The organism is Pseudomonas sp. GNP012 (assembly GCF_054343835.1).
On the sequence record NZ_JBTGUU010000001.1, the window covers coordinates 5,188,171 to 5,210,783 of the forward strand.

22 protein-coding genes are annotated in these 22,613 nt (G+C 59.8%); 9 read left to right on the plus strand and 13 right to left on the minus strand.

Features of this window, described 5'->3' with window-relative positions; all coding sequences use genetic code 11:
- Window positions 1-8 precede the first annotated feature (8 nt).
- The gene (locus ACXX83_RS23510; RefSeq protein ID WP_083884603.1) at window positions 9-359 is read right to left on the minus strand and encodes a hypothetical protein; all 351 of its coding nucleotides are present in this window, start codon (window positions 357-359) and stop codon (window positions 9-11) included.
- 278 nt (window positions 360-637) lie between these two features.
- Here ACXX83_RS23510 and ACXX83_RS23515 point away from each other — a divergent pair, with 278 nt between their 5' ends.
- Window positions 638-2,014 (plus strand): glutamine synthetase family protein, encoded by a 1,377-nt coding sequence (locus ACXX83_RS23515; protein WP_015097275.1) that lies wholly within the window; start codon window positions 638-640, stop codon window positions 2,012-2,014.
- Between the two features lie 223 nt (window positions 2,015-2,237).
- On the plus strand, window positions 2,238-2,876 hold the full coding sequence (locus ACXX83_RS23520; RefSeq protein WP_458549737.1) for a TetR/AcrR family transcriptional regulator: 639 nt from the start codon (window positions 2,238-2,240) through the stop codon (window positions 2,874-2,876).
- Window positions 2,877-3,051: 175 nt separating this feature from the next.
- On the opposite strand, the gene ACXX83_RS23525 is transcribed toward ACXX83_RS23520, so the two are convergent.
- From ACXX83_RS23525 to ACXX83_RS23565, 9 genes are all read right to left on the minus strand, one after another.
- On the minus strand, window positions 3,052-3,267 hold the full coding sequence (locus tag ACXX83_RS23525; RefSeq protein ID WP_007967989.1) for a TOBE domain-containing protein: 216 nt from the start codon (window positions 3,265-3,267) through the stop codon (window positions 3,052-3,054).
- Window positions 3,268-3,300: 33 nt separating this feature from the next.
- The gene (gene ssuB / locus ACXX83_RS23530; protein WP_458549738.1) at window positions 3,301-4,107 is read right to left on the minus strand and encodes an aliphatic sulfonates ABC transporter ATP-binding protein; all 807 of its coding nucleotides are present in this window, start codon (window positions 4,105-4,107) and stop codon (window positions 3,301-3,303) included.
- Complete coding sequence (gene ssuC, locus ACXX83_RS23535) at window positions 4,104-4,886, minus strand: aliphatic sulfonate ABC transporter permease SsuC (RefSeq protein ID WP_007976348.1); 783 nt, start codon at window positions 4,884-4,886, stop codon at window positions 4,104-4,106. Before ssuC ends, ssuB begins: the two co-directional genes overlap by 4 nt.
- A gap of 9 nt (window positions 4,887-4,895) precedes the next feature.
- Window positions 4,896-6,044 (minus strand): FMNH2-dependent alkanesulfonate monooxygenase, encoded by a 1,149-nt coding sequence (gene ssuD / locus ACXX83_RS23540; protein ID WP_015097281.1) that lies wholly within the window; start codon window positions 6,042-6,044, stop codon window positions 4,896-4,898.
- Between the two features lie 41 nt (window positions 6,045-6,085).
- On the minus strand, window positions 6,086-7,051 hold the full coding sequence (locus tag ACXX83_RS23545; RefSeq protein ID WP_102699625.1) for a sulfonate ABC transporter substrate-binding protein: 966 nt from the start codon (window positions 7,049-7,051) through the stop codon (window positions 6,086-6,088).
- A 106-nt stretch (window positions 7,052-7,157) separates the two neighbouring features.
- Window positions 7,158-7,751 (minus strand): NADPH-dependent FMN reductase, encoded by a 594-nt coding sequence (gene ssuE, locus ACXX83_RS23550; protein WP_458549739.1) that lies wholly within the window; start codon window positions 7,749-7,751, stop codon window positions 7,158-7,160.
- Window positions 7,752-8,069: 318 nt separating this feature from the next.
- Window positions 8,070-8,708: a peroxiredoxin gene (locus ACXX83_RS23555; protein ID WP_015097285.1), complete on the minus strand. Its 639-nt coding sequence runs from the start codon at window positions 8,706-8,708 to the stop codon at window positions 8,070-8,072.
- Between the two features lie 291 nt (window positions 8,709-8,999).
- Complete coding sequence (locus ACXX83_RS23560) at window positions 9,000-10,340, minus strand: OprD family porin (RefSeq protein ID WP_095964269.1); 1,341 nt, start codon at window positions 10,338-10,340, stop codon at window positions 9,000-9,002.
- A gap of 407 nt (window positions 10,341-10,747) precedes the next feature.
- Window positions 10,748-12,079: an OprD family porin gene (locus ACXX83_RS23565; RefSeq protein WP_458549740.1), complete on the minus strand. Its 1,332-nt coding sequence runs from the start codon at window positions 12,077-12,079 to the stop codon at window positions 10,748-10,750.
- Window positions 12,080-12,443: 364 nt separating this feature from the next.
- Here ACXX83_RS23565 and tauA point away from each other — a divergent pair, with 364 nt between their 5' ends.
- A complete protein-coding gene (tauA, locus tag ACXX83_RS23570; protein ID WP_458549741.1) occupies window positions 12,444-13,433 on the plus strand; it encodes a taurine ABC transporter substrate-binding protein in 990 nt (329 codons plus the stop codon).
- Between the two features lie 92 nt (window positions 13,434-13,525).
- Here tauA and argA read toward each other — a convergent pair whose 3' ends face one another.
- The gene (gene argA, locus ACXX83_RS23575) at window positions 13,526-14,824 is read right to left on the minus strand and encodes an amino-acid N-acetyltransferase (RefSeq protein WP_150716308.1); all 1,299 of its coding nucleotides are present in this window, start codon (window positions 14,822-14,824) and stop codon (window positions 13,526-13,528) included.
- A 244-nt stretch (window positions 14,825-15,068) separates the two neighbouring features.
- Window positions 15,069-16,238, minus strand: a complete 1,170-nt coding sequence (argE, locus tag ACXX83_RS23580; RefSeq protein WP_458549742.1) for an acetylornithine deacetylase — start codon at window positions 16,236-16,238, stop codon at window positions 15,069-15,071.
- A 157-nt stretch (window positions 16,239-16,395) separates the two neighbouring features.
- Between argE and ACXX83_RS23585 the strand changes: the two genes are divergently transcribed.
- Window positions 16,396-17,763, plus strand: a complete 1,368-nt coding sequence (locus ACXX83_RS23585; RefSeq protein WP_015097290.1) for a CYTH domain-containing protein — start codon at window positions 16,396-16,398, stop codon at window positions 17,761-17,763.
- A gap of 108 nt (window positions 17,764-17,871) precedes the next feature.
- On the opposite strand, the gene ACXX83_RS23590 is transcribed toward ACXX83_RS23585, so the two are convergent.
- Window positions 17,872-18,336: an Lrp/AsnC family transcriptional regulator gene (locus ACXX83_RS23590; RefSeq protein ID WP_008015415.1), complete on the minus strand. Its 465-nt coding sequence runs from the start codon at window positions 18,334-18,336 to the stop codon at window positions 17,872-17,874.
- A gap of 126 nt (window positions 18,337-18,462) precedes the next feature.
- On the opposite strand from ACXX83_RS23590, the gene ACXX83_RS23595 reads away from it, so the two are divergent.
- From ACXX83_RS23595 to ACXX83_RS23615, 5 genes are all read left to right on the plus strand, one after another.
- The gene (locus ACXX83_RS23595) at window positions 18,463-18,801 is read left to right on the plus strand and encodes an ACT-like domain-containing protein (RefSeq protein ID WP_458549743.1); all 339 of its coding nucleotides are present in this window, start codon (window positions 18,463-18,465) and stop codon (window positions 18,799-18,801) included.
- Between the two features lie 90 nt (window positions 18,802-18,891).
- On the plus strand, window positions 18,892-20,676 hold the full coding sequence (gene tfpB, locus ACXX83_RS23600) for a type IV pilus assembly ATPase TfpB (RefSeq protein WP_126048201.1): 1,785 nt from the start codon (window positions 18,892-18,894) through the stop codon (window positions 20,674-20,676).
- An 84-nt stretch (window positions 20,677-20,760) separates the two neighbouring features.
- Complete coding sequence (locus ACXX83_RS23605) at window positions 20,761-21,681, plus strand: SPFH domain-containing protein (RefSeq protein WP_007978923.1); 921 nt, start codon at window positions 20,761-20,763, stop codon at window positions 21,679-21,681.
- Window positions 21,682-21,689: 8 nt separating this feature from the next.
- On the plus strand, window positions 21,690-22,139 hold the full coding sequence (locus ACXX83_RS23610; RefSeq protein WP_095964278.1) for an NfeD family protein: 450 nt from the start codon (window positions 21,690-21,692) through the stop codon (window positions 22,137-22,139).
- 68 nt (window positions 22,140-22,207) lie between these two features.
- Window positions 22,208-22,525, plus strand: a complete 318-nt coding sequence (locus tag ACXX83_RS23615) for a DUF2388 domain-containing protein (RefSeq protein WP_085723777.1) — start codon at window positions 22,208-22,210, stop codon at window positions 22,523-22,525.
- Window positions 22,526-22,613: the final 88 nt, after the last annotated feature.

Genomic DNA, 22,613 nt, shown 5'->3' on the forward strand with positions numbered 1-22,613 from the left:
TTTTAAGGTCAGGCGTTGTTTGACGCATCGGCGTCGCGTTGTAGAGCGTTTCTGCGGCAGATTATGGTGTTTGCCAACACTGCCGCAGAAGCCGAGCGTGCAGAATCACGAGCGATGCCCCGAACGATGGTCAGGCCGCTATTGTGAATCGGTTCTATATTGAATGGAGTAACCGTAATGGGGGTGCCATCGCGACCGTCCAGAATATCGGACGGGGACGGTTGAACCGTCGCGGATGGGAGGATCACCGCAAGCGCCGAGACCACGGAACGGACGGTCGTGTCATCACTGATGTGATAAACATGCCGACCGAGCTGTCTTGAGCAGTCGGTGACGCCGATTATCGGCAGGCGAGACATGAAGCACCCCGGTATTATTGCTGTTATGGGTTTGATTCGAGCTTAGCCTTGTTCATTTTTTTACACAACACCCCCGTAAAAAATACAACACGGCCCGCTCAAGCTCGCGGCCGCCAATACGTCCAGCGGAGTAAAATCGCCCCAAAGTGCCTCAAAAAAGCCACACGAGCGCTTTTTTAGGGCAAAAAAGGCCTCGCTTGACTTCGGCATGCCGTTCGGGTTGACTGAAACCAGAAAAGATCAATGATTGATATTTTTAACAACAAAGGTGTTGCATCATGTCGGTACCCCCGCGTGCCGTTCAGCTTAACGAAGCGAACGCGTTCCTTAAGGAACATCCTGAGGTTCTGTACGTTGACCTTCTGATTGCGGATATGAATGGTGTGGTGCGCGGCAAGCGCATCGAACGCACCAGCCTCCACAAGGTTTACGAGAAAGGCATCAACCTGCCGGCCTCTCTATTTGCTCTGGATATCAACGGCTCGACGGTGGAAAGCACCGGCCTGGGCCTGGACATCGGTGATGCTGACCGAATCTGCTATCCAATCCCCGATACCCTGTGCAACGAGCCATGGCAGAAGCGCCCGACCGCGCAACTGTTGATGACCATGCACGAACTCGAAGGCGAGCCATTCTTCGCCGACCCGCGTGAAGTTCTGGCCAATGTGGTGCGCAAGTTCGACGAAATGGGCCTGACCATCTGCGCCGCGTTCGAACTGGAGTTCTACCTGATCGACCAGGAGAACGTGAACGGTCGTCCGCAACCACCTCGCTCGCCGGTTTCCGGCAAACGTCCGCACTCGACCCAGGTCTACCTGATCGACGACCTCGACGAATACGTCGACTGCCTCCAGGACATTCTGGAAGGTGCCAAAGAGCAAGGCATTCCGGCCGACGCCATCGTCAAGGAAAGTGCCCCGGCGCAGTTCGAAGTGAACCTGCACCACGTGGCCGACCCGATCAAGGCCTGCGACTACGCGGTCCTGCTCAAGCGCCTGATCAAGAACATCGCCTACGACCATGAAATGGACACCACCTTCATGGCCAAGCCTTACCCAGGCCAGGCGGGTAATGGTCTGCACGTCCACATCTCGATTCTCGACAAAGACGGCAAGAACATTTTTGCCAGCGAGGATCCCGAGCAGAACGCCGCACTGCGTCACGCGATCGGCGGTGTGCTCGAGACCCTACCGGCGCAGATGGCTTTCCTCTGCCCGAACGTCAACTCCTACCGTCGTTTCGGCGCACAGTTCTACGTGCCGAACTCGCCGTGCTGGGGCCTGGACAACCGTACCGTAGCGATTCGCGTTCCTACCGGTTCTGCCGATGCCGTGCGCATCGAACACCGTGTGGCCGGCGCCGATGCCAACCCGTACCTGCTGATGGCTTCGGTCCTGGCAGGCGTGCACCACGGTCTGGTCAACAAGATCGAGCCTGGCGCTCCGGTCGAAGGCAACAGCTACGAGCAAAATGAGCAAAGCCTGCCGAACAACCTGCGTGATGCGCTGCGCGAGCTGGACGACAGCGAAGTCATGGCCAAGTACATCGATCCGAAATACATCGATATCTTCGTGGCCTGTAAAGAGAGCGAGCTGGAGGAGTTCGAACACTCCATCTCCGACCTCGAGTACAACTGGTACCTGCATACCGTTTAATCGGGTGCAGTAAAAAGACGCCGCCGGCTTCACAGCCTGCGGCGTTTTTTTATGGCCGCCTGCGGCGGATCGCTGGCAAGCCAGCTCCCACAGGGTTCGTTGTCGACCACAAATCGGGTGTACGAAACCAATCCCTGTGGGAGCGGGCTTGCCCGCGAAGGTGTCCGGGCAGACAACACACAACCCGACTCGTACAATGCCCCCTGCCCCGCAGGAGACTCCAATGACACGCGTAGCCACCCCCCGCAAACCCCGTGCCCGCAGCCAGGCGCGGATCGATTCGATACTCGATGCGGCCCGCACATTGCTGGCGGCCGAGGGCGTGGCCAGTCTGTCGATCTACAGCGTCGCCGAGCGCGCGGAGATCCCGCCCTCCTCGGTCTACCACTTTTTCGCCAGCGTCCCGGCGTTGCTCGAAGCCTTGACCGCCGACGTCCATGCGGCCTTCCGCGCGTGCCTGCAAGCACCCATCAATCATCACGCCCTCGGCAGCTGGCGCGATCTGTCGCGCCTGGTGGAACAACGCATGCTGGACATCTACGCAGAGGACGCCGCCGCCCGCCAACTGATCCTCGCCCAGCACGGCCTGACCGAAGTCACTCAGGCTGACCGCCAGCACGACCTCGAACTGGGCGAGCTGATGCACAAGCTGTTCGATCACCACTTCGAACTACCGACGCTACCGGATGATGTCGATGTGTTCGCCCTGGCCATGGAGCTTGGCGACCGGGTGTATGCGCGCTCGGTGCAGCAGCACGGGCAGATTACGCCGCGCATGGCCGAGGAAGGGATGCGGGTGTTTGATGCTTATGTGGGGCTTTATCTGCCGCCATACCTGCCCAAGCGCGGCATTCCATCCTGAGATTTTTATTGGTCACGCCGACCTCTTCGCGAGCAAGCCCGCTCCCACAGGGGAATGCATTCCAGATGTGAGAGCGGGCTTGCTCGCGACGGCCGCGCCGCGAATACCGCTGATACACATGCACAAAAACCCCGAAGGGCTCAATCCCTTCGGGGTTGTTGTTTTCGCATGTGACTTACAACTTGGCGATCGACACCTCGGTGGATTTCACAAACGCGATCACTTCACTGCCCACCGCCAGTTCCAGCTCTTTCACCGAGCGCGTGGTGATCACCGAAGTGACGATGCCAGAAGCGGTCTGCACGTCGATTTCCGACAGCACGTCGCCGAGGACGATTTCCTTGATGGAGCCTTTGAACTGGTTGCGAACGTTGATGGCCTTGATAGTCATGATGTTGATTCCTGTCGTTGGGTAAGACTTGAGTTATTGAGCCCAGCGCAATTGCGTAGGCAAGGGTGAAACAGGTTCCGGCTCCGGTGGTTGGCCGGGCAGCGCCAGCACGCGATTGAGGACTTCGGTTTCCAGCGCCGCCAGCCGATGGGAACCGCGCACTCGAGGGCGCGGCAGTTCCACCTGCAGGTCGAGGCCGACTTCACCGTCTTCGATCAGGATCACCCGATCGGCAATCGCCACCGCTTCACTGACGTCATGGGTCACCAGCAACACCGTGAAGCCGTGCTGCTGCCAGAGCCGTTCGATCAGTTGCTGCATTTCAATTCGGGTCAGGGCATCCAGCGCACCCAGGGGTTCGTCGAGCAACAGCAGGCGCGGCTGATGAATCAACGCACGGGCCAAAGCCACGCGTTGCTTCTGTCCACCGGACAACGCTGCCGGCCACTCGTTGGCGCGGTCGGCCAGGCCCACCGCGTCCAAGGCTTCAAGCGCTTGCGGCCGCCAGTTGCCCTTGAGGCCCAGACCGACGTTGTCGATGATCTTTTTCCACGGCAGCAAACGCGCTTCCTGGAACATCATCCGCGTGTCTTCCCGCGCATCGCTCAATGGGGCGGCACCGGCGAGCAATTCACCACCGGTGGGCCGGTCAAGGCCGGCGAGCAATCGCAGCAAGGTACTTTTGCCGCAACCGCTACGCCCCACCACGGCGACAAACTGGCCCGCCGGAATGTGCAGGTCGATCTCGCGCAGCACCTGCCGCGAGCCAAAGGTTTTTTGCAGCTTGCGCACCGCCAGCGGAATGCCGCGCAGCAGGCGTGGAGGTTGTTCCGCGATCATGCCGCACCTCCCTTGGCAACCTGATACGCCGGGTGCCAGCGCAGCCACACACGCTCAAGTCCACGGGCCGCGAGGTCGGCCAGTTTGCCGAGCACCGCGTACAGCAGAATCGCCAGCACCACCACGTCGGTCTGCAAGAACTCCCGGGCATTCATCGCCAGATAACCGATACCGGAACTGGCGGAGATGGTTTCCGCGACGATCAACGTCAACCACATGAAGCCCAGGGCGAAGCGCACGCCAACCAGAATCGAAGGCAGCGCCCCCGGCAGGATCACCTGCCAGAACAGGCTGAAGCCGGTCAGGCCATAGCTGCGCGCCATCTCCACCAGCGCCGGGTCGACGTTGCGGATGCCGTGATAGGTGTTGAGGTAAATCGGGAACAACGTGCCCAGCGCCACCAGAAAAATCTTCGCCGACTCGTCGATGCCGAACCACAGGATCACCAGCGGAATCAGCGCCAGGTGCGGCACGTTGCGGATCATCTGCACCGAACTGTCGAGCAGGCGTTCGCCCCACTTCGACAGGCCGGTGATGAAGCCGAGCGTCAGGCCGATGCCGCCGCCGATAGTGAAGCCCAGCGCGGCACGCCAACCACTGATCGCCAGGTGCGTCCAGATTTCGCCGCTGCGCACCAGGCTCACGCCAGCTTCGATCACGGCAACCGGCGCCGGCAGAATCCGTGTCGACAACCAGCCCGCCGACACACTCAACTGCCACACCGCCAGCAGCAACACCGGCAACGCCCAGGGCGCGAGACTGTGGATGATTTTCTTCATGACTGCGCCTCAGCTCTGGGACGCGGCTTTGGGCAGAATGTCGTTGGCGACCATCTCGCCGAACGGACTCACGTAGCCCGCACTTTTCGGCAGTTCAGGACGCTCGACATCGAGGTGCGGGAACAGCAGTTCGGCGACTCGGTACGACTCTTCCAGGTGTGGATAACCGGAGAAAATAAAGGTGTCGATGCCGAGGTCCGCGTACTCCTTCACGCGGGCGGCCACGGTCGGGCCATCGCCCACCAGCGCCGTACCGGCACCGCCACGCACCAGGCCGACACCGGCCCACAGGTTCGGGCTGACTTCCAGGTTGTCGCGGCTGCCGCCATGCAATGCGGCCATGCGCTGCTGACCGACCGAATCGAAGCGCGCCAGCGACGCCTGGGCACGAGCGATGGTGTCGTCGTCGAGATGGGAGATCAGTCGATCCGCGGCTTTCCAGGCTTCATCGTTGGTTTCGCGCACAATCACGTGCAGGCGAATGCCAAAGCGCACGGTGCGTCCGAGCTTCGCGGCCTTGGCGCGGACCTGTTCGATTTTTTCCGCCACGGCGGCCGGCGGCTCGCCCCAGGTCAGGACCATTTCCACCTGTTCGGCAGCCAGGTCTTGCGCGGCATCCGAAGAGCCGCCGAAGTACAGCGGCGGGCGCGGCTGCTGGATCGGTGGATAGAGCAGTTTCGCGCCCTTCACGCTGATGTGCTGGCCGTCGTAATCAACGGTTTCACCTTCCAGCACGCGACGCCAGATACGGGTGAACTCCACAGAAGCCTGGTAGCGCTCTTCGTGGCTGAGGAACAGACCATCGCCCGCCAACTCTTCCGGATCACCGCCCGTCACCAGGTTGAACAGCGCACGACCGCCGGACAGCCGATCCAGGGTCGCGGCCTGACGCGCCGCCACCGTCGGGGAAATGATCCCGGGGCGCAGGGCAACCAGAAACTTCAAGCGCTGGGTCACCGGAATCAGCGACGCCGCCACCAACCAGGAGTCTTCGCAGGAGCGGCCGGTGGGAATCAGCACGCCACCGAAACCCAGTCGGTCCGCCGCTTGCGCGACTTGTTGCAGGTAACCGTGGTCAACGGCGCGCGCGCCTTCGGCGGTGCCAAGGTAATGGCCGTCGCCGTGGGTAGGCAGGAACCAGAAGATATTGAGGCTCATGTGGAGTGGTCTCCTTGGGAAATCGATTTACTGGGCTTTCATTACTGAGCTTTGGCAACGGCTGCCGGCGGCGTCCAGATCACGTCTTTGATGCTCAGTTGCTTTGGAATCAGCTTGAGCTGGTAGAAGGTGTCGGCGATTTTCTGCTGCGCCGCGACCACTTCCGGAGTCAGGAACAAGGCTCCGTAGCCCTGGCGTTTCACCGAAGTGCGGGTGATGTCTGCCGACAGGCCGAGCAGTGGCGAGACTTGCTGGGTCACGTCCTCAGGATTGGCCCTGGACCACTCGCCCACCGCGCGCACTTCTTCCACCAGAGTCTTGATCACCTCGGGATTTTTTTGCGCGTAGGGTTTGGTCGCCAGGTAGAACTGATGGTTGTCGACGATGCCCTGGCCATCGCGCAGGGTGCGAGCTTGCAGCTGTTGTTCGGCGGCGGCCTGGTATGGGTCCCAGATGACCCAAGCGTCGACACTGCCACGCTCGAACGCAGCACGGGCATCGGCCGGCGGCAGGAATACGGTCTGGATATCGGTGTATTTGAGGCCGGCGTCTTCCAGCGCACGCACCAGCAGGTAGTGCACGTTGGAGCCCTTGTTGAGCACGACCTTCTTGCCCTTGAGCTCTGCCACCGACTTGATCGGCGAGCCCTTCGGCACCAGGATCGCCTCACTGTGCGGCGCTGGCGGTTCGTAGGCGACGTAAAGCAGATCAGCGCCGGCCGCTTGGGCGAACACGGGAGGGGTTTCGCCGGTAACGCCGAAGTCGATGGAGCCGACGTTCAAGCCTTCAAGCAGTTGCGGGCCACCGGGGAATTCAGTCCATTGCACGTCCACGCCTTGGGCGGCGAGGCGTTTTTCCAGGGTGCCCTTGGCTTTGAGCAGCACCAGGGTTCCGTATTTCTGATAGCCGATTCGTAACGTCTCGGCCTGGGCTTGAGTAATGGCGCCGAAGGTGACAGCCGCAGCAAACAGAGCGACCAGACCACGACGCAAAATGACAGGGCGCATGGCGCTCTCCTTTTTGCAGTTGGGTTTTGGCTGCACCTGCTTGCCCGTTGGCGGGCGAGTAAGGCCAGTACTTCAATTTTCCGGTGGGGCTAATGTTCGGTGGAGCTCATATGCTCCAGCGAGCACTCAACAAACGTTCATTCAACAGGTTCGGATCGAGCGGCTTGGGCCGTCGTGCCATGGCGCTGAGAAAAAGCTCCAGCGATTCGTCCAGGCGCTGTTCCAGCTCGGGCGCCAACTGCGCCAGGGCGCTGCCTTCGCCGTAAGCGATCTGGCTGTCGACGGCGAAAATCCCGTGGAGCATTTCCTGGGCTTTCAACGCCGACAGCACCGGCTTGAGCGCGTAGTCCACCGCCAGCATGTGGGCGATGCTGCCGCCAGTTGCCATCGGCAACACCACCTTGTGGCTCAGGGCGCGTTCGGGCAATAGATCCAGCACGGTTTTCAATGCGCCGGAGAACGAAGCCTTGTACACCGGCGTAGCGATCAGCAGGCCATCGGCGTTTTCAATCTGTTGCAGCAGGTCAATGACCTTCGGGCTGTCGAAGCGTGCATGCAGCAAGTCTTCGGCCGGGAAGTCCCGTACCTGATAACTCACCACCTCCACGCCCTGTTCTTGCAACCAACTCTTGGAGCGGTCCAGTAGCACCCCGGAACGGGAGCGCTGACTGGGACTGCCTCCGAGTGAGACGACCAACATTCAGACGATTCCTTGAGCGGTGTTGGCGATTCGCGGTTTGCGATCTCGCTTGGATGGAGTGACCTTAACAGCTGATTCATATATCCATAAATCATATTTATTCATTTGGTTATTCGTTATAGAAATATAAAAAACAACTTCATTCGGGCAAAAAAAAAGGCCGTCGAAACGGCCTGAAGTCCCCTGCTTTGTGGGTGCTTGTGGTGTCTGACCCGACGCCTTCGCGAGCAAGCCCGCTCCCACAGTTGACCGCGTGCACCCTGTGGGAGCGGGCTTGCTCGCGAAGGCGGCATCAGCCACACCACAAATATTGATGACTTACCGGTTCGGCTGTGGCGTCAGGCGCAAGTAAGGCTTGACCGCCCGATAGCCCTTGGGAAAGCGCTGTTTGATTTCCTCTTCATCCTTGAGCGACGGCACGATCACCACTTCATCACCGTCCTGCCAGTTGGCCGGCGTGGCCACCTTGTAGTTGTCGGTGAGTTGCAGCGAGTCGATCACCCGCAGGATTTCGTTGAAATTGCGCCCGGTGCTCGCCGGGTAGGTAATCGTCAACCGAACCTTTTTGTTCGGATCGATCACGAACAGCGAACGCACGGTCAGGGTGTCGTTGGCGTTGGGATGGATCAGGTCGTAGAGGTCCGAGACCTTGCGGTCGGCGTCGTCCAGGATCGGAAAGTTGACCACGGTACTCTGCGTCTCATTGATGTCCTCGATCCATCTGTGATGCGACTCCACAGGGTCCACGGACAGTGCGATTGCCTTGACACCGCGTGCCGCGAACTCATCCTTGAGCCTGGCGGTGAAACCCAGTTCGGTGGTGCATACCGGCGTGAAATCCGCCGGATGGGAAAACAGCACGCCCCAGCTATCGCCCAGCCACTGGTGGAAACGGATGATGCCGGCGCTGGAGTTCTGTTCGAAATCGGGGGCGATATCGCCAAGTCTGAGACCCATGGTGCTGCTCCTTGTGAGTGCTTGATGGGTTCAACTGTGCCTGTGTTTTTTATCTATTAAAAAGAATAAATATCGATTTATTTAGATCATTAAGGAATATTAAAGATCTGTTCACTGGACGTGCACGCGCAACCCGCCGAACATCGGCCACGAGGTTCGAGAAGGCCTTGAGTTGCTGCAAAGAGGGAACTTCAGGGCGGGATTACGGGGGTGAACCCGTCCTGAACATGTAAAAGCCCCGCCCGGTGCAATACCGGGCGGGGCTTTTTTGCATCGGTTACGCGAGCGCTATTACAACAGCGGGATCGAGTAGCTGACGATCAGGCGATTTTCGTCCTGCGAACGGGTGTTCGGCAGGTCGGTGCGCCAGGTAGCGTTTTTCCACGCCAGGCCCAGGTTCTTCAACGGACCTTCCTGCACCACGTAGGCAACACTCAGGTCACGCTCCCACTCGGAAGCACCGTTGGCCGCCTGGCCACCCTTGGCGTTGACGGTATCGATGCTGTCGCCGTGCAGGTACACCAGACCCGCGGTCAGGCCAGGCACGCCGACCTTGGCGAAGTCGAACGAGTAACGTGCTTGCCAGGTTTTCTCGCCGGCACGGCCGAACTTCTGGATTTGCGAATCGGTGATGGTGTAGTTCGACGAACCGTCACCCTGGTTCAGCCAAGGGAAGTCGCTGCTGCCGTTGCTGACCTGGTAACCGCCACCGAAGGTATGGCCGGCAACCGAATACAGGAACAGGCCGCTGTACAGGTTGTTGTCGACCTTGCCTTTACCGTTTGGCGCGTTGTAGTTGCCAGTGGTGTAGTACAGCGGGTCGTGACCGTTGGCACCATCATCAGAGCTGTTGAAATAACGGAAATCCGACTTCAACACGCCCGGGCCGATTGCCCAGTTGTGAACCAGGCCCAGGAAGTGTTGCTTGTAGAACTCTTCCAGCTTGCCGTAGTAGTACTGGGCTGTCAGGTCCTTGGTGATCTTGTAGTCGCCACCGGCATAGATGAACTTGTTGCTGTCGCGGAACTTGGTACCGCGAGTGTTCGCACCGGAAATCGACATTTGATCGTTGTTGCTGGAGTTACGGCCTTTAACGGCTTCGATCTGACCACCGACCAGCGACAGGTCCTTGATCTCGGCGGAAGTGATCTGGCCACCCTGCCAGGTTTGCGGCAGCAGACGACCATCGTTGGTCACGATCACCGGGTTTTTCGGCTGCAGGGTGCCCAGTTTCAGTTCAGTCTGGGAAACCTTGGCTTTGGCGGTCAGGCCCAGGCTGGAGAAATCATCTACCGCCTCGCCATTGGATTTGCTCGGGAAAACCGTGCCGCCGTAAGAAGTCGCCGTGGCGCCGTTGGTACCGCCGCCCGAATCCAGCTTGACGCCCAACAGGCCGATCGCATCGATACCGAAACCGACGGTGCCCTGGGTGTAACCGGAAATGAAACGCAGGTCGAAGCCTTGGCCCCACTCTTCGTTTTTGTTGGGACCGGTACCGTCGCGGTAGTCGGTGTTGATGTAGAAGTTACGCAGCCCCAACGTTGCCTTGCTGTCTTCGATGAAACCCGCGGCGTTTGCCTGCTGGGCCAATACCCCGACGGCCACAGCCATGGCCAAGGTGGATTTGTTCATGTTTCGCTCCTCTCGTTTCTAGTTCTGACGTTCCTGGTCCCGAATCGATTGCCCGGGATCCTGAATGCATAAATTCGCGGCAAACCGTCTAGGCCGGTCGTTTGGCGGGCCGCAGGATACATGGCCTTAAAGCCAGAAAGAATTGTTTAAGTGTTTTTAATAGCACTGTGGAATATGGCTTCCCACGGCAGAATCGAGGTATCGGCGGCAAGGCCGATTCCTGAAACTGATTGTCGAGGGACGAAATTGCGAATCCGAGCTCAGGGATGAGTGTCGGACAGACGCACTTTAAGCGGGATGGATAAAAACCAAAAAGAATAATAAATAATCAATAAAGATCATTATGGAATATAAAAATCAGCTCAAAAAAAACCTCGTCAACAGACGAGGCTTTTTCACAAGGCTTGTTACAGGAAGCTGTAGGTGTAGTTGAAGATCACACGAGTCTGGTCAACGTCAGGGTTGTTGGAGACTTCACTGCCACGGTAGACGCCATTACGCAGCGTTACGCCGAAACCTTTGAGAGCACCCTGCTGGATGGTGTAGTCGATCCGCATGTCGCGCTCCCACTCGGAGCTGTCAGGACCTCTGCCGTTGGTCGCCTTGATGTCATCGCCGTGCAGGTAGGCGATCGAAGTTTTCAGGCCCGGCACACCCAGCGCTGCGAAGTCATAGGAGTACTGGCCGAAAGTAGTGTTTTCACCGGCACGAACAAATCCGTTGATCATGGAGTCGGTGAACAGGTAGAAGCTGGCGCCGCCGTTCCCTTCCGGACGGCCATTGCCATCGACCACGTTGCCCTGGTTCAGGTAGACAAAACCACCGTCATCGCTGACGCGCTGATGACCGAGCAGGAAAGCGTTGCCACCCAGGGTGTAGGTGAACATGGCGCTCCAGGTCTTGTTATCGACCTCGCCCGGATTCTTGGCGAAACCGTTGTTGTTGTTGAAACGGAAACCCGGATCACCGTTCCTGCCGTCGGAGCTGCTGTCGAAGTAACGAATATCCGTCTTGAAGGACTGGTTGGCGCTGATCGGTAGCACGTGGATCAAGCCCAGGAAATCCTGCTTGTAGTAGTCCTTCAGATTCGAGTGGTAGTACTGCAGGGTCAGGTCCTTGGTGACCTTCCAGTCAGCACCACCGTAGTAGAACTTGTTGCTGCCCTCTGTACCGCCAGCCACGGCCAGGCCGGTGGAGTTCGAGGAGGCGCGACCTGCCGAATGCTCCAACTGACCTGCGTTGAAGGTCACGTTGTCGATTTCTTTCGAAGTGATGGTGCCGCCGTCAAAGGTCTGTGGCAGCAGACGGCTGTCGTTCGCGACCAGGATCGGCAAGTTGGGTGCCAGAGCGCCACCCAGGTGGGCTTCGGTCTTCGAGAAGCGCGCCTTGACGTTAGCGGCTGCACGGCTCCATTCGGACACGGCCGAACCATCGCTGTCGCTTGGGAAGAAGGTGTTGTTGTCTGGGTGGTGACCCTTGCCGCCGTCCAGGTGGATACCCAGCAGTGCCTGGGCGTCGATACCGAAACCGACTGTGCCTTGGGTGAAGCCGGACAGATAATCGAATTTCAGGCCTTCTGCGGACTCTCTCTGATCCGCACCGCCTTCACGGTTATCGTTGTTGTAATACATGGTCCGGGAACTGATGGACGCCTTGCTGTCTTCCAGGAAACCTGCTGCGCCTGCCTGCTGCGCCACTACCCCTACGGCCACGGCCAAAGCCAAGGTGGACTTGTTCATTGTGAAGCTCCTCTCGATTCTAATTCTTGTATTCCTGGTCTCGAGTCGTCGCCCGAAATCCTAAGATGCGCGATTAGCGCCAGACCGTGACCCACAAGTCAATCGTAACCATGTGTGTCTACGACCATAGTCTAACCCCCGGTTTTTTGGTCCCTGCAGGGTCATGAACTTGTCATGAACCTGAAAAGAATTACTCGATTCTTTTCTAATACCGTTTAGGAATTTAGCTCCCAATTTCGAGAACCCCCCTGAATAGAGGGTTTGGCTCATAAGCTAATTCCTAATTGGTATTTATTTTTACTTTTTTATATCGTTTAGTTTTTGACGCAATTCGGAAACAAATCCTTTACCGAAAGGCGGCCCCATGACGACCAAACGCGCACTATCCGGACCAATTGTTACAGCTTGTGTATCTCTCGCATTTTCTTTCACCGCTCAGGCGGTGAACCTCACCGTCGGTTATCAAACCGGAATCGACCCCAGCAAAGTGCCCCAGGCCGATGGCCTTTATGAAAAAACCATCGGCCAGCCCATCGACTGGCGGCGCTTCAACAGCGGCCCGGAAGTGGTCACGGCGATTGCCTCGGGCGATGTGCAAATCGGCAATCTCGGCTCCAGTCCGCTGGCCGCTGCCGCCTCGCGCAACCTGCCGATTGTCGCGTTCATCGTCTCGGCCCAGATCAATGCCGCTGAAGCGCTGGTGGTACGTAACGGCAGCGGCATCGAAAAACCGCAAGATCTGATCGGAAAGACCATAGCCACGCCTTTCGTTTCAACCTCCCACTACAGCCTGCTCGGTGCGCTGAAGCACTGGGGCCTGGACGGTTCGAAAGTCAAAGTGGTGAACCTGCAGCCGGCGGAAATCGCGGCAGCCTGGAAGCGTGGAGATATTGACGGCGCGTTTGTCTGGTCGCCCGCACTGGGGGAAATCCGCAAGACTGGCAAGACCCTGACCGACGCTGCGCAGGTCGGCCAATGGGGCGCGCCAACCTTTGAGGTCTGGGTGGCGCGCAAGGATTACGCAGAGAAGCACCCAGATGTGGTGGCCAAATTCGCCAAGGTCACCCTGGATTCGTTCGCCGACTACGCCGCCCATAAGGACCAATGGACCGTTGATTCGGTGCCCGTCCAGAAAATCGCCAAACTGACCGGTGCTAACGCCGCCGATGTGCCGGAGTTACTGGCCGGTTCCGCATTCCCCGATGCCAAGGCGCAACAGAGCACCGCGCTGCTGGACGGCGGCACGGCCAAGGCCATTGGCGAGACGGCGAAATTCCTGAAGGAGCAAGGGAAGGTGGAGACGGTGCTGCCGGATTATTCGCCGTATGTCAGCGCGAAGTTTGTCCAGGAGTAAACAAGGTTCCTGTAGGAGCTGCCGCAGGCTGCGATCTTTTGATCCTGAAAAGCAACATCAAAAGATCGCAGCCTGCTGCAGCTCCTACAACCTCAAAGGGCTTTTTCGAAGATCTTCGAATTACGCTGATAGTTGTACAGCGACGCCCGCGCCGACGGCAGCCGGTCGACACTGCTGGGTTCGAAACCACGCTCGCGGAACCAGTGCGCGGTGCGGGTGGTGAGGACGAACAAGGTTTTCAATCCCTGAGCTCGCGCGCGGGTTTCAATACGCTCCAGCAGCTCATCACCGCGACCGCCATGGCGGTACTCCGGATTCACCGCCAGACACGCGAGTTCACCCGTGTCCGAATCGGCGATCTGATACAGCGCCGCACAGGCGATGATCATGCCTTCGCGTTCAACCACACTGAACTGCTCGATTTCGCGCTCCAGCACCTCGCGGGAACGGCGCACCAGGATGCCCTGCTCTTCCAGCGGACTGATCAGATCCAGCAAACCACCGACGTCTTCAATGGCGGCTTCGCGTACCACTTCGAACTGTTCCTGGGCCACAAGAGTGCCGCCACCGTCGCGGGTGAACAGCTCGGTCAGCAACGCACCGTCTTCGGCGTAACTGACGATATGGCTGCGGGCCACGCCGCCACGGCAAGCTTCGGCCGCGGCATCCAGCAATTCTGCCTGATAGTTGCTGCCCAACCGTTGCAGATGCGCCGGCACTTGCTGCGGACGCAGTTCGCGCACCAGGCGCCCGTGTTCGTCGATCAGACCCAGGTCGGCACCGAACAGCAGCAGCTTGTCCGCGCCCAGGTCGATGGCCGCGCGGGTGGCGACGTCTTCGCAGGCCAGGTTGAAAATCTCACCGGTCGGTGAATAACCCAGCGGCGACAAAAGCACGATGGAGCGCTCGTCCAGCAGACGGTTGATGCCCTTGCGGTCGACCCGGCGCACTTCGCCGGTGTGGTGATAGTCGACGCCTTCAAGCACGCCGATCGGCCGTGCCGTCACCAGGTTGCCGCTGGCCACCCGCAGGCGCGAGCCCTGCATGGGCGACGAAGCCATGTCCATCGACAGGCGAGCCTCAATGGCAATGCGCAACTGGCCCACCGCGTCGATCACGCACTCCAGGGTCGCGGCATCGGTGATACGCATGCCGTGATGGTAATGCGGGGTCAGGCCACGGGCCGCGAGGCGCGCTTCGATTTGCGGCCGGGAGCCGTGAACCAGCACCAGGCGCACGCCCAGGCTGTGCAACAGCACCAGGTCGTGGACGATATTGCCGAAGTTCGGGTGTTCAACTCCGTCGCCGGGCAGCATGACGACAAAGGTGCAATCGCGGTGGGCGTTGATGTAAGGCGAAGCGTGACGAAGCCAATTGACGTATTCGGGCATGAACCTGGGCCTGTAATAAATAGCAGCCGAAAAAAGGGCGAAACTGAAAACGCACAGCGGGCTGATGGTTATCGTCGGAACAGGCTTGGCGACACGCGCGCTCTCCTCATGAATACGGGTTTGGAAACTGGCAATTTAATCGCGCCCCCAGTAGGAGCTGCCGAAGGCTGCGATCTTTTGCTCTTGATTCTAAAACCAAAGATCAAAAGATCGCAGCCTTCGGCAGCTCCTACAAGTGTTGCGTTCAAGTGGTTGACACCGCGGCTTGGGCCGGTGTCAGGCAATAGTGTTCGATCAGTTGCCTTAATAGATGCACCGTAGGCTGCAAACGTGACATTTCGAGGTATTCCCCCGGCTGATGGGCGCAAGCGATATCACCCGGGCCAAGCACCAGCGTTTCACAACCAAGGCGCTGAAGATAAGGTGCTTCGGTGCCGAACGCCACTGCTTCGGCGCTGTGTCCGGTGAGCTTTTCGGCAATACGCACCAGTTCTGCGTCCTCGGCCTGCTCGAACGACGGCACGTCGGGGAACAACGGCGCGTAATCGATCTTGACCTGATGCCGCTCGGCAACCGGCTTGAGCTTCTGCAGGATCTCGGCACGCAGGACCTTGGGGTCCATGCCGGGCAGCGGTCGCAAATCGAATTCCAGCGAACACTGGCCGCAGATGCGGTTGGGATTGTCGCCGCCATGGATGCAGCCGAAGTTCATCGTTGGCATCGGCACGCCAAACTGTGGATTGCGGAATTCGCGCTGCCATAACAAGCGCAGACCACGCAGTTCGCCGATGGCATCGTGCATGGCCTCAAGGGCGCTGTGGCCCAGGCGCGGGTCGGAAGAGTGACCGCTCTGCCCGAGGATGTCGATGCGTTCCATCATGATGCCTTTGTGCATACGGATCGGCTTGAGCCCGGTCGGCTCGCCGATCACCGCCGCCCGCCCCAGCGGCCGCCCCGCTTCGGCCAGCGCACGGGCACCGGACATCGAGCTTTCTTCATCGCAGGTGGCGAGAATCAGCAGTGGCTGTTTGAACGGCTGATCGAGCAGCGGGATGACCGCCTCGATCGCCAGGGCGAAAAAGCCCTTCATGTCACAACTGCCCAGACCGACCCAACGACCGTCGACTTCCGTCAGCTTCAGCGGGTCGGTTTGCCACAGCGCACCGTCGAACGGCACGGTATCGCTGTGCCCGGCCAGCACCAGGCCGCCGGAGCCTGAGCCGAAACTGGCCAGCAGGTTGAACTTGCCGGGGTTGACCTGCTGGATCTCGCAGGTAAAACCCAGCTCACCGAGCCACGTCGCCAACAGATCGATGACCGGGCGGTTGCTTTGATCGAGTCTGGGTTGGGTACAACTGACGGACGGCGCGGCGATCAGCGCAGCGAACTGTTCTTTCATCGACGGCAATGGCATCGCTGACTCCCGGCACCCGAATTGAGGTTCATCATAGAACCAACCGATGACAGGAATAAACCGTCTCGGCGCGTACCAACCTCGAGTCCTGTACACTGCACGACCTTGGCAGCCACACATTCCCCCGGCTGCGCTCCCGATCCTGGATTTTCCGGCCATGCAGAAAGAAACCGAAATCAAACTCCGCGTCAGCCGCGAAACCCTCGCCGCCCTGCGCGAGCACCCTTTACTGAAAAAACGCAACAAAAGTGGCTGGGAACGCCGTGAGTTGATGAATCAGTACTTCGACACGCCCGAGCGCGACCTGGCCCAGGCCAAAGTCGCCCTGCGCCTGCGCAAGGATGGCGAAGAAGTGATCCAGACCCTCAAGACCCGCGGCCAGAGCGTCGCCGGCCTGTCGGTGCGTAACGAGTACGACTGGAATCTGCCCAAAGCCAAGCTCGACCTGAAGAAACTCGACGGCGAATGCTGGCCCGAGGAACTGGCCACACTGGACAAGAAAACCCTGAAGCCGATCTTCACCACCGACTTCGTCCGCGAACGCGCGGAAATCGCCTGGGGCCGCGGCAAGACCAAAGTGGTCATCGAAGCCGCCCTGGACCTTGGTCACGTAGTGGTCGGCAAGCAGAAAGAAGAAATCTGCGAGCTGGAGCTGGAGCTGCGTGAAGGCGAGCCGGCCGCATTGCTGGAGCTGGCCGCCGAGCTGGCCGAGAAACTGGCGCTGATGCCATGCGATATCAGCAAGGCCGAGCGCGGTTATCGCCTGTACGACGCCCACAGCTATTCATTGAGCCTGCCGGCGCCGCAGATCACGGCCGAAACACCGCTGGACGACGCGTTCGCCGCACTGAGCTGGCACTTGCTCGGCAGCAGCCAGCGCCTGGCCGAGCAGTATCGCTTCAACGGTCACTGGCGCCTGCTGCAGGACTGGGTCGAGTGCCTGGCCGAAATGCGCGCGCTGATCAGCAGCCTGGGTCAAGCCGCACCACGCCAGTCAACTCACGACCTGCGCATTGCCCTTGATGCCTTGCTGGAAGACTGGCGCCCGCTGGTCCAGGCCGGCCTGGACGATGAAGACGTGCGCAAAGCCGCGCCCGAGCAGTTCCTTGAAGAACTCGAAGACCCGCGCTGGGGCCTGTTCTCACTGACGACCTCACGCTGGCTGCTGGCCCGCACCTGGGCTGCCGACCGCAACACCCGTGGCAATCGCCAGGGTGCTGCGCAACTGGGCAGCTGGTTGCCGCGCCTGCTGGGCGAAGAAGCCACTTCGTTGCAACTGCAGCGTTACCAGCAACAGCCGGAAGACCTGGCCGAGCAACTGCCGCGCATCGAACGCATCCAGGTCTGGCTGCACCATGCGCGTAACGTGCTGGAGATCCCGGAAATGGATCGCCTGTACGGTGAACTCAATAAACTGGCGCAACTGGCCAACGAATCGATCACCGACGAAGTCCTGGATGCGCGCAAGCAGCAGGCGATTGCGGTGTATCAGAACCGTGCCTGGAAGATGTTGCTGCGTCTGTAATACCGCCTTCGCGAGCAAGCCCGCTCCCACACTGGATCTGTGATCGACACAAATCCCCTGTGGGAGCGGGCTTGCCCGCGAAGAGGCCCGTACATTCACCACAAAACATCAGACCGGCAAACTCGTCGTGGACTTGATCTCCGACAACGCCACGATCGAGTTGACCTCCTGAATCCCCGGCACCATCGACAACTTCTCGAAGAAGAAGCGCTCGTACGCCTCGATGTCCGCCGTGACAATCCGCAGCAGAAAATCCACCGCCCCCATCAGCACATAACACTCCAGCACCTCCGGAAAACCGCGAATCGCCTCGGTGAATTCGGTGAAGTTCGAACGCCCGTGGGCATTGAGTTTCACCTCCGCGAAGATCTGCGTGTTCAGGCCGATTTTCTTGCGGTCGAGCAAGGTCACCTGGCCGCGAATGATGCCCTCCTCCTTCATCCGCTGAATACGTCGCCAGCAAGGCGATTGCGAGAGCCCCACCTGCTCGGCGATCTGCGCGCTGGAGAGCGAAGCATCCTCTTGCAATAAGGCGAGGATCTTGCGGTCATAGCTGTCCAGTTCGCTCTGCATAAAAAAACCTTCAATCTCTTGATATGTGAATTGATTAAGTCTGTATTCCTGCCATCTGGCCAATCATAGAGAAGAAATACCCGGCACAGGATGTAAATATTTCCCCAGTAATTCTGGAGCCTGAGCATGCCGTATCTCGAAGCCGTGAACACCCCACCTGCCCGCGCCGATGTCTGGAACGTCAGCAATGCCCATTGCCGTGTTCACTATCAAATGCTGGCCGAGGCCGAACCGGACCTGCTGTGTCGCGCCCTCAATCTGTTCGCCTTGCAATTGCTCACGCCGGAACAGGTCAACGTGCAGCGCCAGGACGACTGGCTGACCATCGAGATCGTCATCGACGGTTTGAGCTGGCATCGCGCGCAAGTGATCGCGGAAAAACTTCGTAACCTGATCTGCGTCTGCTCGGTTGAGCTGCAGGAAGCTGACTCTGCCTGGGCCGACACGATACAGGCGGCGGGCTGAAAAACGCCGAAACGGCTTCGTCGGGTAGTGGCCCAGCGGTCAGCCGGGCCACGGCTATCCTTTGCGCACTGTCGTTCAAAAGGAGCCCGCATGTCCGTACAACTCGCCTTTCAGGACCGCTGGCTGGATCTCAATGATGTGCTGCGCGAACTGGTCGCCCAGGGCTTTATCAGCCAGGATTCGGCCGAACACGCGCTCAATGCCCGCCGCCGCAACGCCACCCATGGCCAAATGCATCCGCTGGAGTTCATTGCCAGCCAACAGTTGGGCGACCTCAGCCGCCCCGGCAAACTGCTGGACCTGGAAAGCCTGACCCTGTGGCTGTCCCGGCAGGCCGGACAGCCTTATCTGCGCATCGATCCGTTGAAAATCAACGTCGCGGCCGTGACCCCGCTGATGTCCTATGCCTTCGCCCAGCGCCACAAGATCCTCGCGGTAGCGATCGACCGTGATGCGGTGACCGTGGCTAGCGCCCAGCCTTATGTCAGCGGCTGGGAGGCTGACCTGACCCACGTGCTCAAATTGCCGATCAAGCGCGTGGTGGCCAACCCGGTGGACATCCAGCGCTTGAGCGTCGAATTTTTCCGTCTGGCCAAATCGGTCACCGGGGCCAACAGCGCCGACCCGCACGTCAGCACTCTCGGCAATTTCGAACAGTTGCTCAACCTCGGCGCCAGCGACCAGGAGCCGGACGCCAACGATGCCCACATCGTCAACATCGTCGACTGGCTGTTCCAGTACGCGTTCCAGCAACGCGCCAGCGACATCCACATCGAGCCCCGTCGCGAACAAGGCACGGTGCGCTTTCGCATCGACGGCGTGCTGCACAACGTCTACCAATTCCCGCCCCAGGTCACCATGGCCATCGTCAGTCGCCTGAAAACCCTGGGGCGCATGAACGTCGCGGAGAAACGCAAACCCCAGGACGGCCGGGTGAAAACCAAGACCCCGGACGGCGGTGAAGTTGAATTGCGCTTGTCGACACTGCCCACCGCCTTCGGCGAAAAAATGGTCATGCGGATCTTCGACCCGGACGTCCTGCTCAAGGACTTCGACCAGCTCGGTTTCTCCACCGACGACCTGCGCCGCTGGCAGGACATGACCCGCCAGCCCCACGGCATCATCCTCGTCACCGGGCCGACGGGGTCGGGCAAGACCACCACCCTCTACACCACCCTGAAAAAACTGGCGACGCCGGAAGTCAACCTCTGCACCATCGAAGATCCGATTGAAATGGTCGAGCCGGCCTTCAACCAGATGCAGGTACAGCACAACATCGACCTGACCTTCGCCGCCGGCGTGCGTGCGCTGATGCGACAAGACCCGGACATCATCATGATCGGCGAAATCCGCGACCTCGAAACCGCGGAGATGGCGATCCAGGCGGCGCTCACCGGGCACCTGGTGCTGTCGACCCTGCATACCAACGATGCGCCCGGCGCCATCAGCCGCCTGCTGGAACTCGGCGTGCCGCATTACCTGATCAAGGCCACGGTGCTTGGCGTCATGGCCCAGCGACTGGTGCGAACCCTGTGCCCGCACTGCAAGGCGCCGCTGGCGCTGGGCGAAGACGATTGGCAAACCCTGACCCGCCCCTGGCAGGCACCGCTGCCAGGCAATGCCCAGCGCGCCGTCGGTTGCGTGGAATGCCGCGATACCGGTTATCGCGGCCGTGCCGGAGTCTACGAAATCATGCAACTGAGCGATGGCATCAAGGCGTTGATCAGTCCTGATACCGATCTGCTGGCCGTGCGGCGCCAGGCATTCAAGGAAGGCATGCGCAGCCTGCGACTGTCAGGGGCGCAAAAGGTCGCCGCCGGGATGACGACCATCGAGGAGGTGCTGCGCGTGACGCCCCAGAGCGAGCAGAACTGAGCCCGGCTGTTCTTATCCGCCATCGGCACCGCTACACTCCAACGATTGCTACTCCACAGATCCACACATCAACAAGGAATCGTTATGCAGATCGGTAGTGTGCTTTTGCTTTTTGTCGGCCTGGTGGTCGCCATTCTGTTCATGGGCTTCAAGGTCGTGCCCCAGGGTTTTGAATGGACCGTCGAGCGTTTCGGGCGCTACACCAACACGCTCAAGCCGGGGCTGAACGTCATCGTTCCGGTCATGGACCGCATCGGGCGCAAGATGAATGTGATGGAAAGCGTGCTGGATATTCCACCACAGGAAGTCATCACCGCTGACAACGCCACGGTGCAAATCGACGCCGTGTGCTTCTTCCAGGTGGTCAACACGGCCCAGGCTGCCTACGAGGTGAACAACCTCGAGCACGCCATTCGTAACCTGTTGCAAACCAACATCCGCACGGTGCTCGGCTCGATGGAACTCGACGCCATGCTCAGCCAGCGCGACGGCATCAACGAAAAACTGCTGCGCACCGTCGATGAAGCGACCGCGCCGTGGGGCATCAAGATCACCCGGATCGAGATCAAGGACATCAGCCCACCCGCCGACCTGATGGCGGCGATGAGTGGGCAGATGAAGGCCGAACGGATCAAGCGTGCACAGATCCTCGAAGCCGAAGGCCTGCGTGCCGCAGCGATCCTGACCGCCGAAGGCAAGAAGCAGGCGCAGATCCTCGAAGCCGAAGGCAGCCGGCAGGCCGCCTTCCTGGAGTCCGAAGCCCGGGAGCGGCAAGCCGCGGCAGAAGCCCAGGCCACCAAGGTGGTGTCCGAAGCGATCGCCAGCGGTAACGTGCAAGCGGTCAACTACTTCGTGGCGCAGAAGTACATCGACGCGCTGGGCAAGCTGGCTTCGGCCAACAACAGCAAAGTGATCCTGATGCCGCTGGAGGCCAGTTCGATGATCGGAGCGGTGGGCGGCATTGGCGAAATCGTCAAAGCCACTTTCGATAACAAGAAAGCCTGAGGCGCGCCATGTGGGCATTTTTGCAGCATCTTTCGTTCTGGGACTGGTTGGCGCTGGGCACGGTGTTGTTGATTCTTGAAGTGTTCGGCGCCGGCGGCTACCTGCTGTGGATCGGTATGGCAGCAGCTGCCGTGGGCGTCCTGACCTTCTTCCTGCCGGGCCTGTCGTGGGAATGGCAGTTCCTGTTGTTCGGCCTGTTGTCGATCGCCACCGCCTTGTACTGGTGGCGACGTCAGCGCACGGCGACTCGCCTGAGCGATCAGCCGCACCTGAACTTGCGTGGCCAGGAACTGATCGGCAAGACCTTCGTGGTGCATGAAGCAATTGTCGACGGTCGCGGCAAAATCAAGGTGGCCGACGGCGTGTGGATGGCCCGCGGGCCGGACGCTGCCATTGGCAGCCGCGTGCGAGTGGTCGGCCAGCAAGGCGCGATCCTGCTGGTCGAAACGACGGAATAGGCAGCCACGGAACTCGATTGGGGGTTGGCAATCCAACCGCGTAGTCAACCCAGTGGAGTCACCCTGTCATGCGTTTCAAACTTGCTGTCGCTACCGTCGCGCTGTTGTCCCTGCCTGTCGGTTCGGCGATGGCCGATACTTTTTGGCGTAACGTTCTTACGTCCGGTGCAACCACCGGTTCGAGCTATCTGACATCCAAGGATCACAAGCTGGTGGTCGCGGCCCAGGACGATGCCAGCAGCTTCGTCGCCAGCGATGGCGGTATCCGCGGCCCGTACCTGGAAGCGGCCATGCAGAAAGTCCGCGCCGACAACCCGGGCCTGCAAGCCACGGACATGGAGTTGGCGAACGCGATCCTGGCGAAGAATGCCGTGGCTTCGGAGTAACAGTCGAGAACAGCAAAATGCCGCTCAGTTGAGCGGCATTTTTTTGCCCAACACAAAACCCTGTGGGAGCGGGCTTGCCCGCGATGAG

Coding starts and splice junctions, on each gene's coding strand:
- ACXX83_RS23510 (WP_083884603.1), bottom strand. CDS start 359: ATGTCTCGCCTGCCGATAATCGGCGTCACCGACTGCTCAAGACAGCTC.
- ACXX83_RS23515 (WP_015097275.1), top strand. CDS start 638: ATGTCGGTACCCCCGCGTGCCGTTCAGCTTAACGAAGCGAACGCGTTC.
- ACXX83_RS23520 (WP_458549737.1), top strand. CDS start 2,238: ATGACACGCGTAGCCACCCCCCGCAAACCCCGTGCCCGCAGCCAGGCG.
- ACXX83_RS23525 (WP_007967989.1), bottom strand. CDS start 3,267: ATGACTATCAAGGCCATCAACGTTCGCAACCAGTTCAAAGGCTCCATC.
- ssuB (WP_458549738.1), bottom strand. CDS start 4,107: ATGATCGCGGAACAACCTCCACGCCTGCTGCGCGGCATTCCGCTGGCG.
- ssuC (WP_007976348.1), bottom strand. CDS start 4,886: ATGAAGAAAATCATCCACAGTCTCGCGCCCTGGGCGTTGCCGGTGTTG.
- ssuD (WP_015097281.1), bottom strand. CDS start 6,044: ATGAGCCTCAATATCTTCTGGTTCCTGCCTACCCACGGCGACGGCCAT.
- ACXX83_RS23545 (WP_102699625.1), bottom strand. CDS start 7,051: ATGCGCCCTGTCATTTTGCGTCGTGGTCTGGTCGCTCTGTTTGCTGCG.
- ssuE (WP_458549739.1), bottom strand. CDS start 7,751: ATGTTGGTCGTCTCACTCGGAGGCAGTCCCAGTCAGCGCTCCCGTTCC.
- ACXX83_RS23555 (WP_015097285.1), bottom strand. CDS start 8,708: ATGGGTCTCAGACTTGGCGATATCGCCCCCGATTTCGAACAGAACTCC.
- ACXX83_RS23560 (WP_095964269.1), bottom strand. CDS start 10,340: ATGAACAAATCCACCTTGGCCATGGCTGTGGCCGTCGGGGTATTGGCC.
- ACXX83_RS23565 (WP_458549740.1), bottom strand. CDS start 12,079: ATGAACAAGTCCACCTTGGCTTTGGCCGTGGCCGTAGGGGTAGTGGCG.
- tauA (WP_458549741.1), top strand. CDS start 12,444: ATGACGACCAAACGCGCACTATCCGGACCAATTGTTACAGCTTGTGTA.
- argA (WP_150716308.1), bottom strand. CDS start 14,824: ATGCCCGAATACGTCAATTGGCTTCGTCACGCTTCGCCTTACATCAAC.
- argE (WP_458549742.1), bottom strand. CDS start 16,238: ATGCCATTGCCGTCGATGAAAGAACAGTTCGCTGCGCTGATCGCCGCG.
- ACXX83_RS23585 (WP_015097290.1), top strand. CDS start 16,396: ATGCAGAAAGAAACCGAAATCAAACTCCGCGTCAGCCGCGAAACCCTC.
- ACXX83_RS23590 (WP_008015415.1), bottom strand. CDS start 18,336: ATGCAGAGCGAACTGGACAGCTATGACCGCAAGATCCTCGCCTTATTG.
- ACXX83_RS23595 (WP_458549743.1), top strand. CDS start 18,463: ATGCCGTATCTCGAAGCCGTGAACACCCCACCTGCCCGCGCCGATGTC.
- tfpB (WP_126048201.1), top strand. CDS start 18,892: ATGTCCGTACAACTCGCCTTTCAGGACCGCTGGCTGGATCTCAATGAT.
- ACXX83_RS23605 (WP_007978923.1), top strand. CDS start 20,761: ATGCAGATCGGTAGTGTGCTTTTGCTTTTTGTCGGCCTGGTGGTCGCC.
- ACXX83_RS23610 (WP_095964278.1), top strand. CDS start 21,690: ATGTGGGCATTTTTGCAGCATCTTTCGTTCTGGGACTGGTTGGCGCTG.
- ACXX83_RS23615 (WP_085723777.1), top strand. CDS start 22,208: ATGCGTTTCAAACTTGCTGTCGCTACCGTCGCGCTGTTGTCCCTGCCT.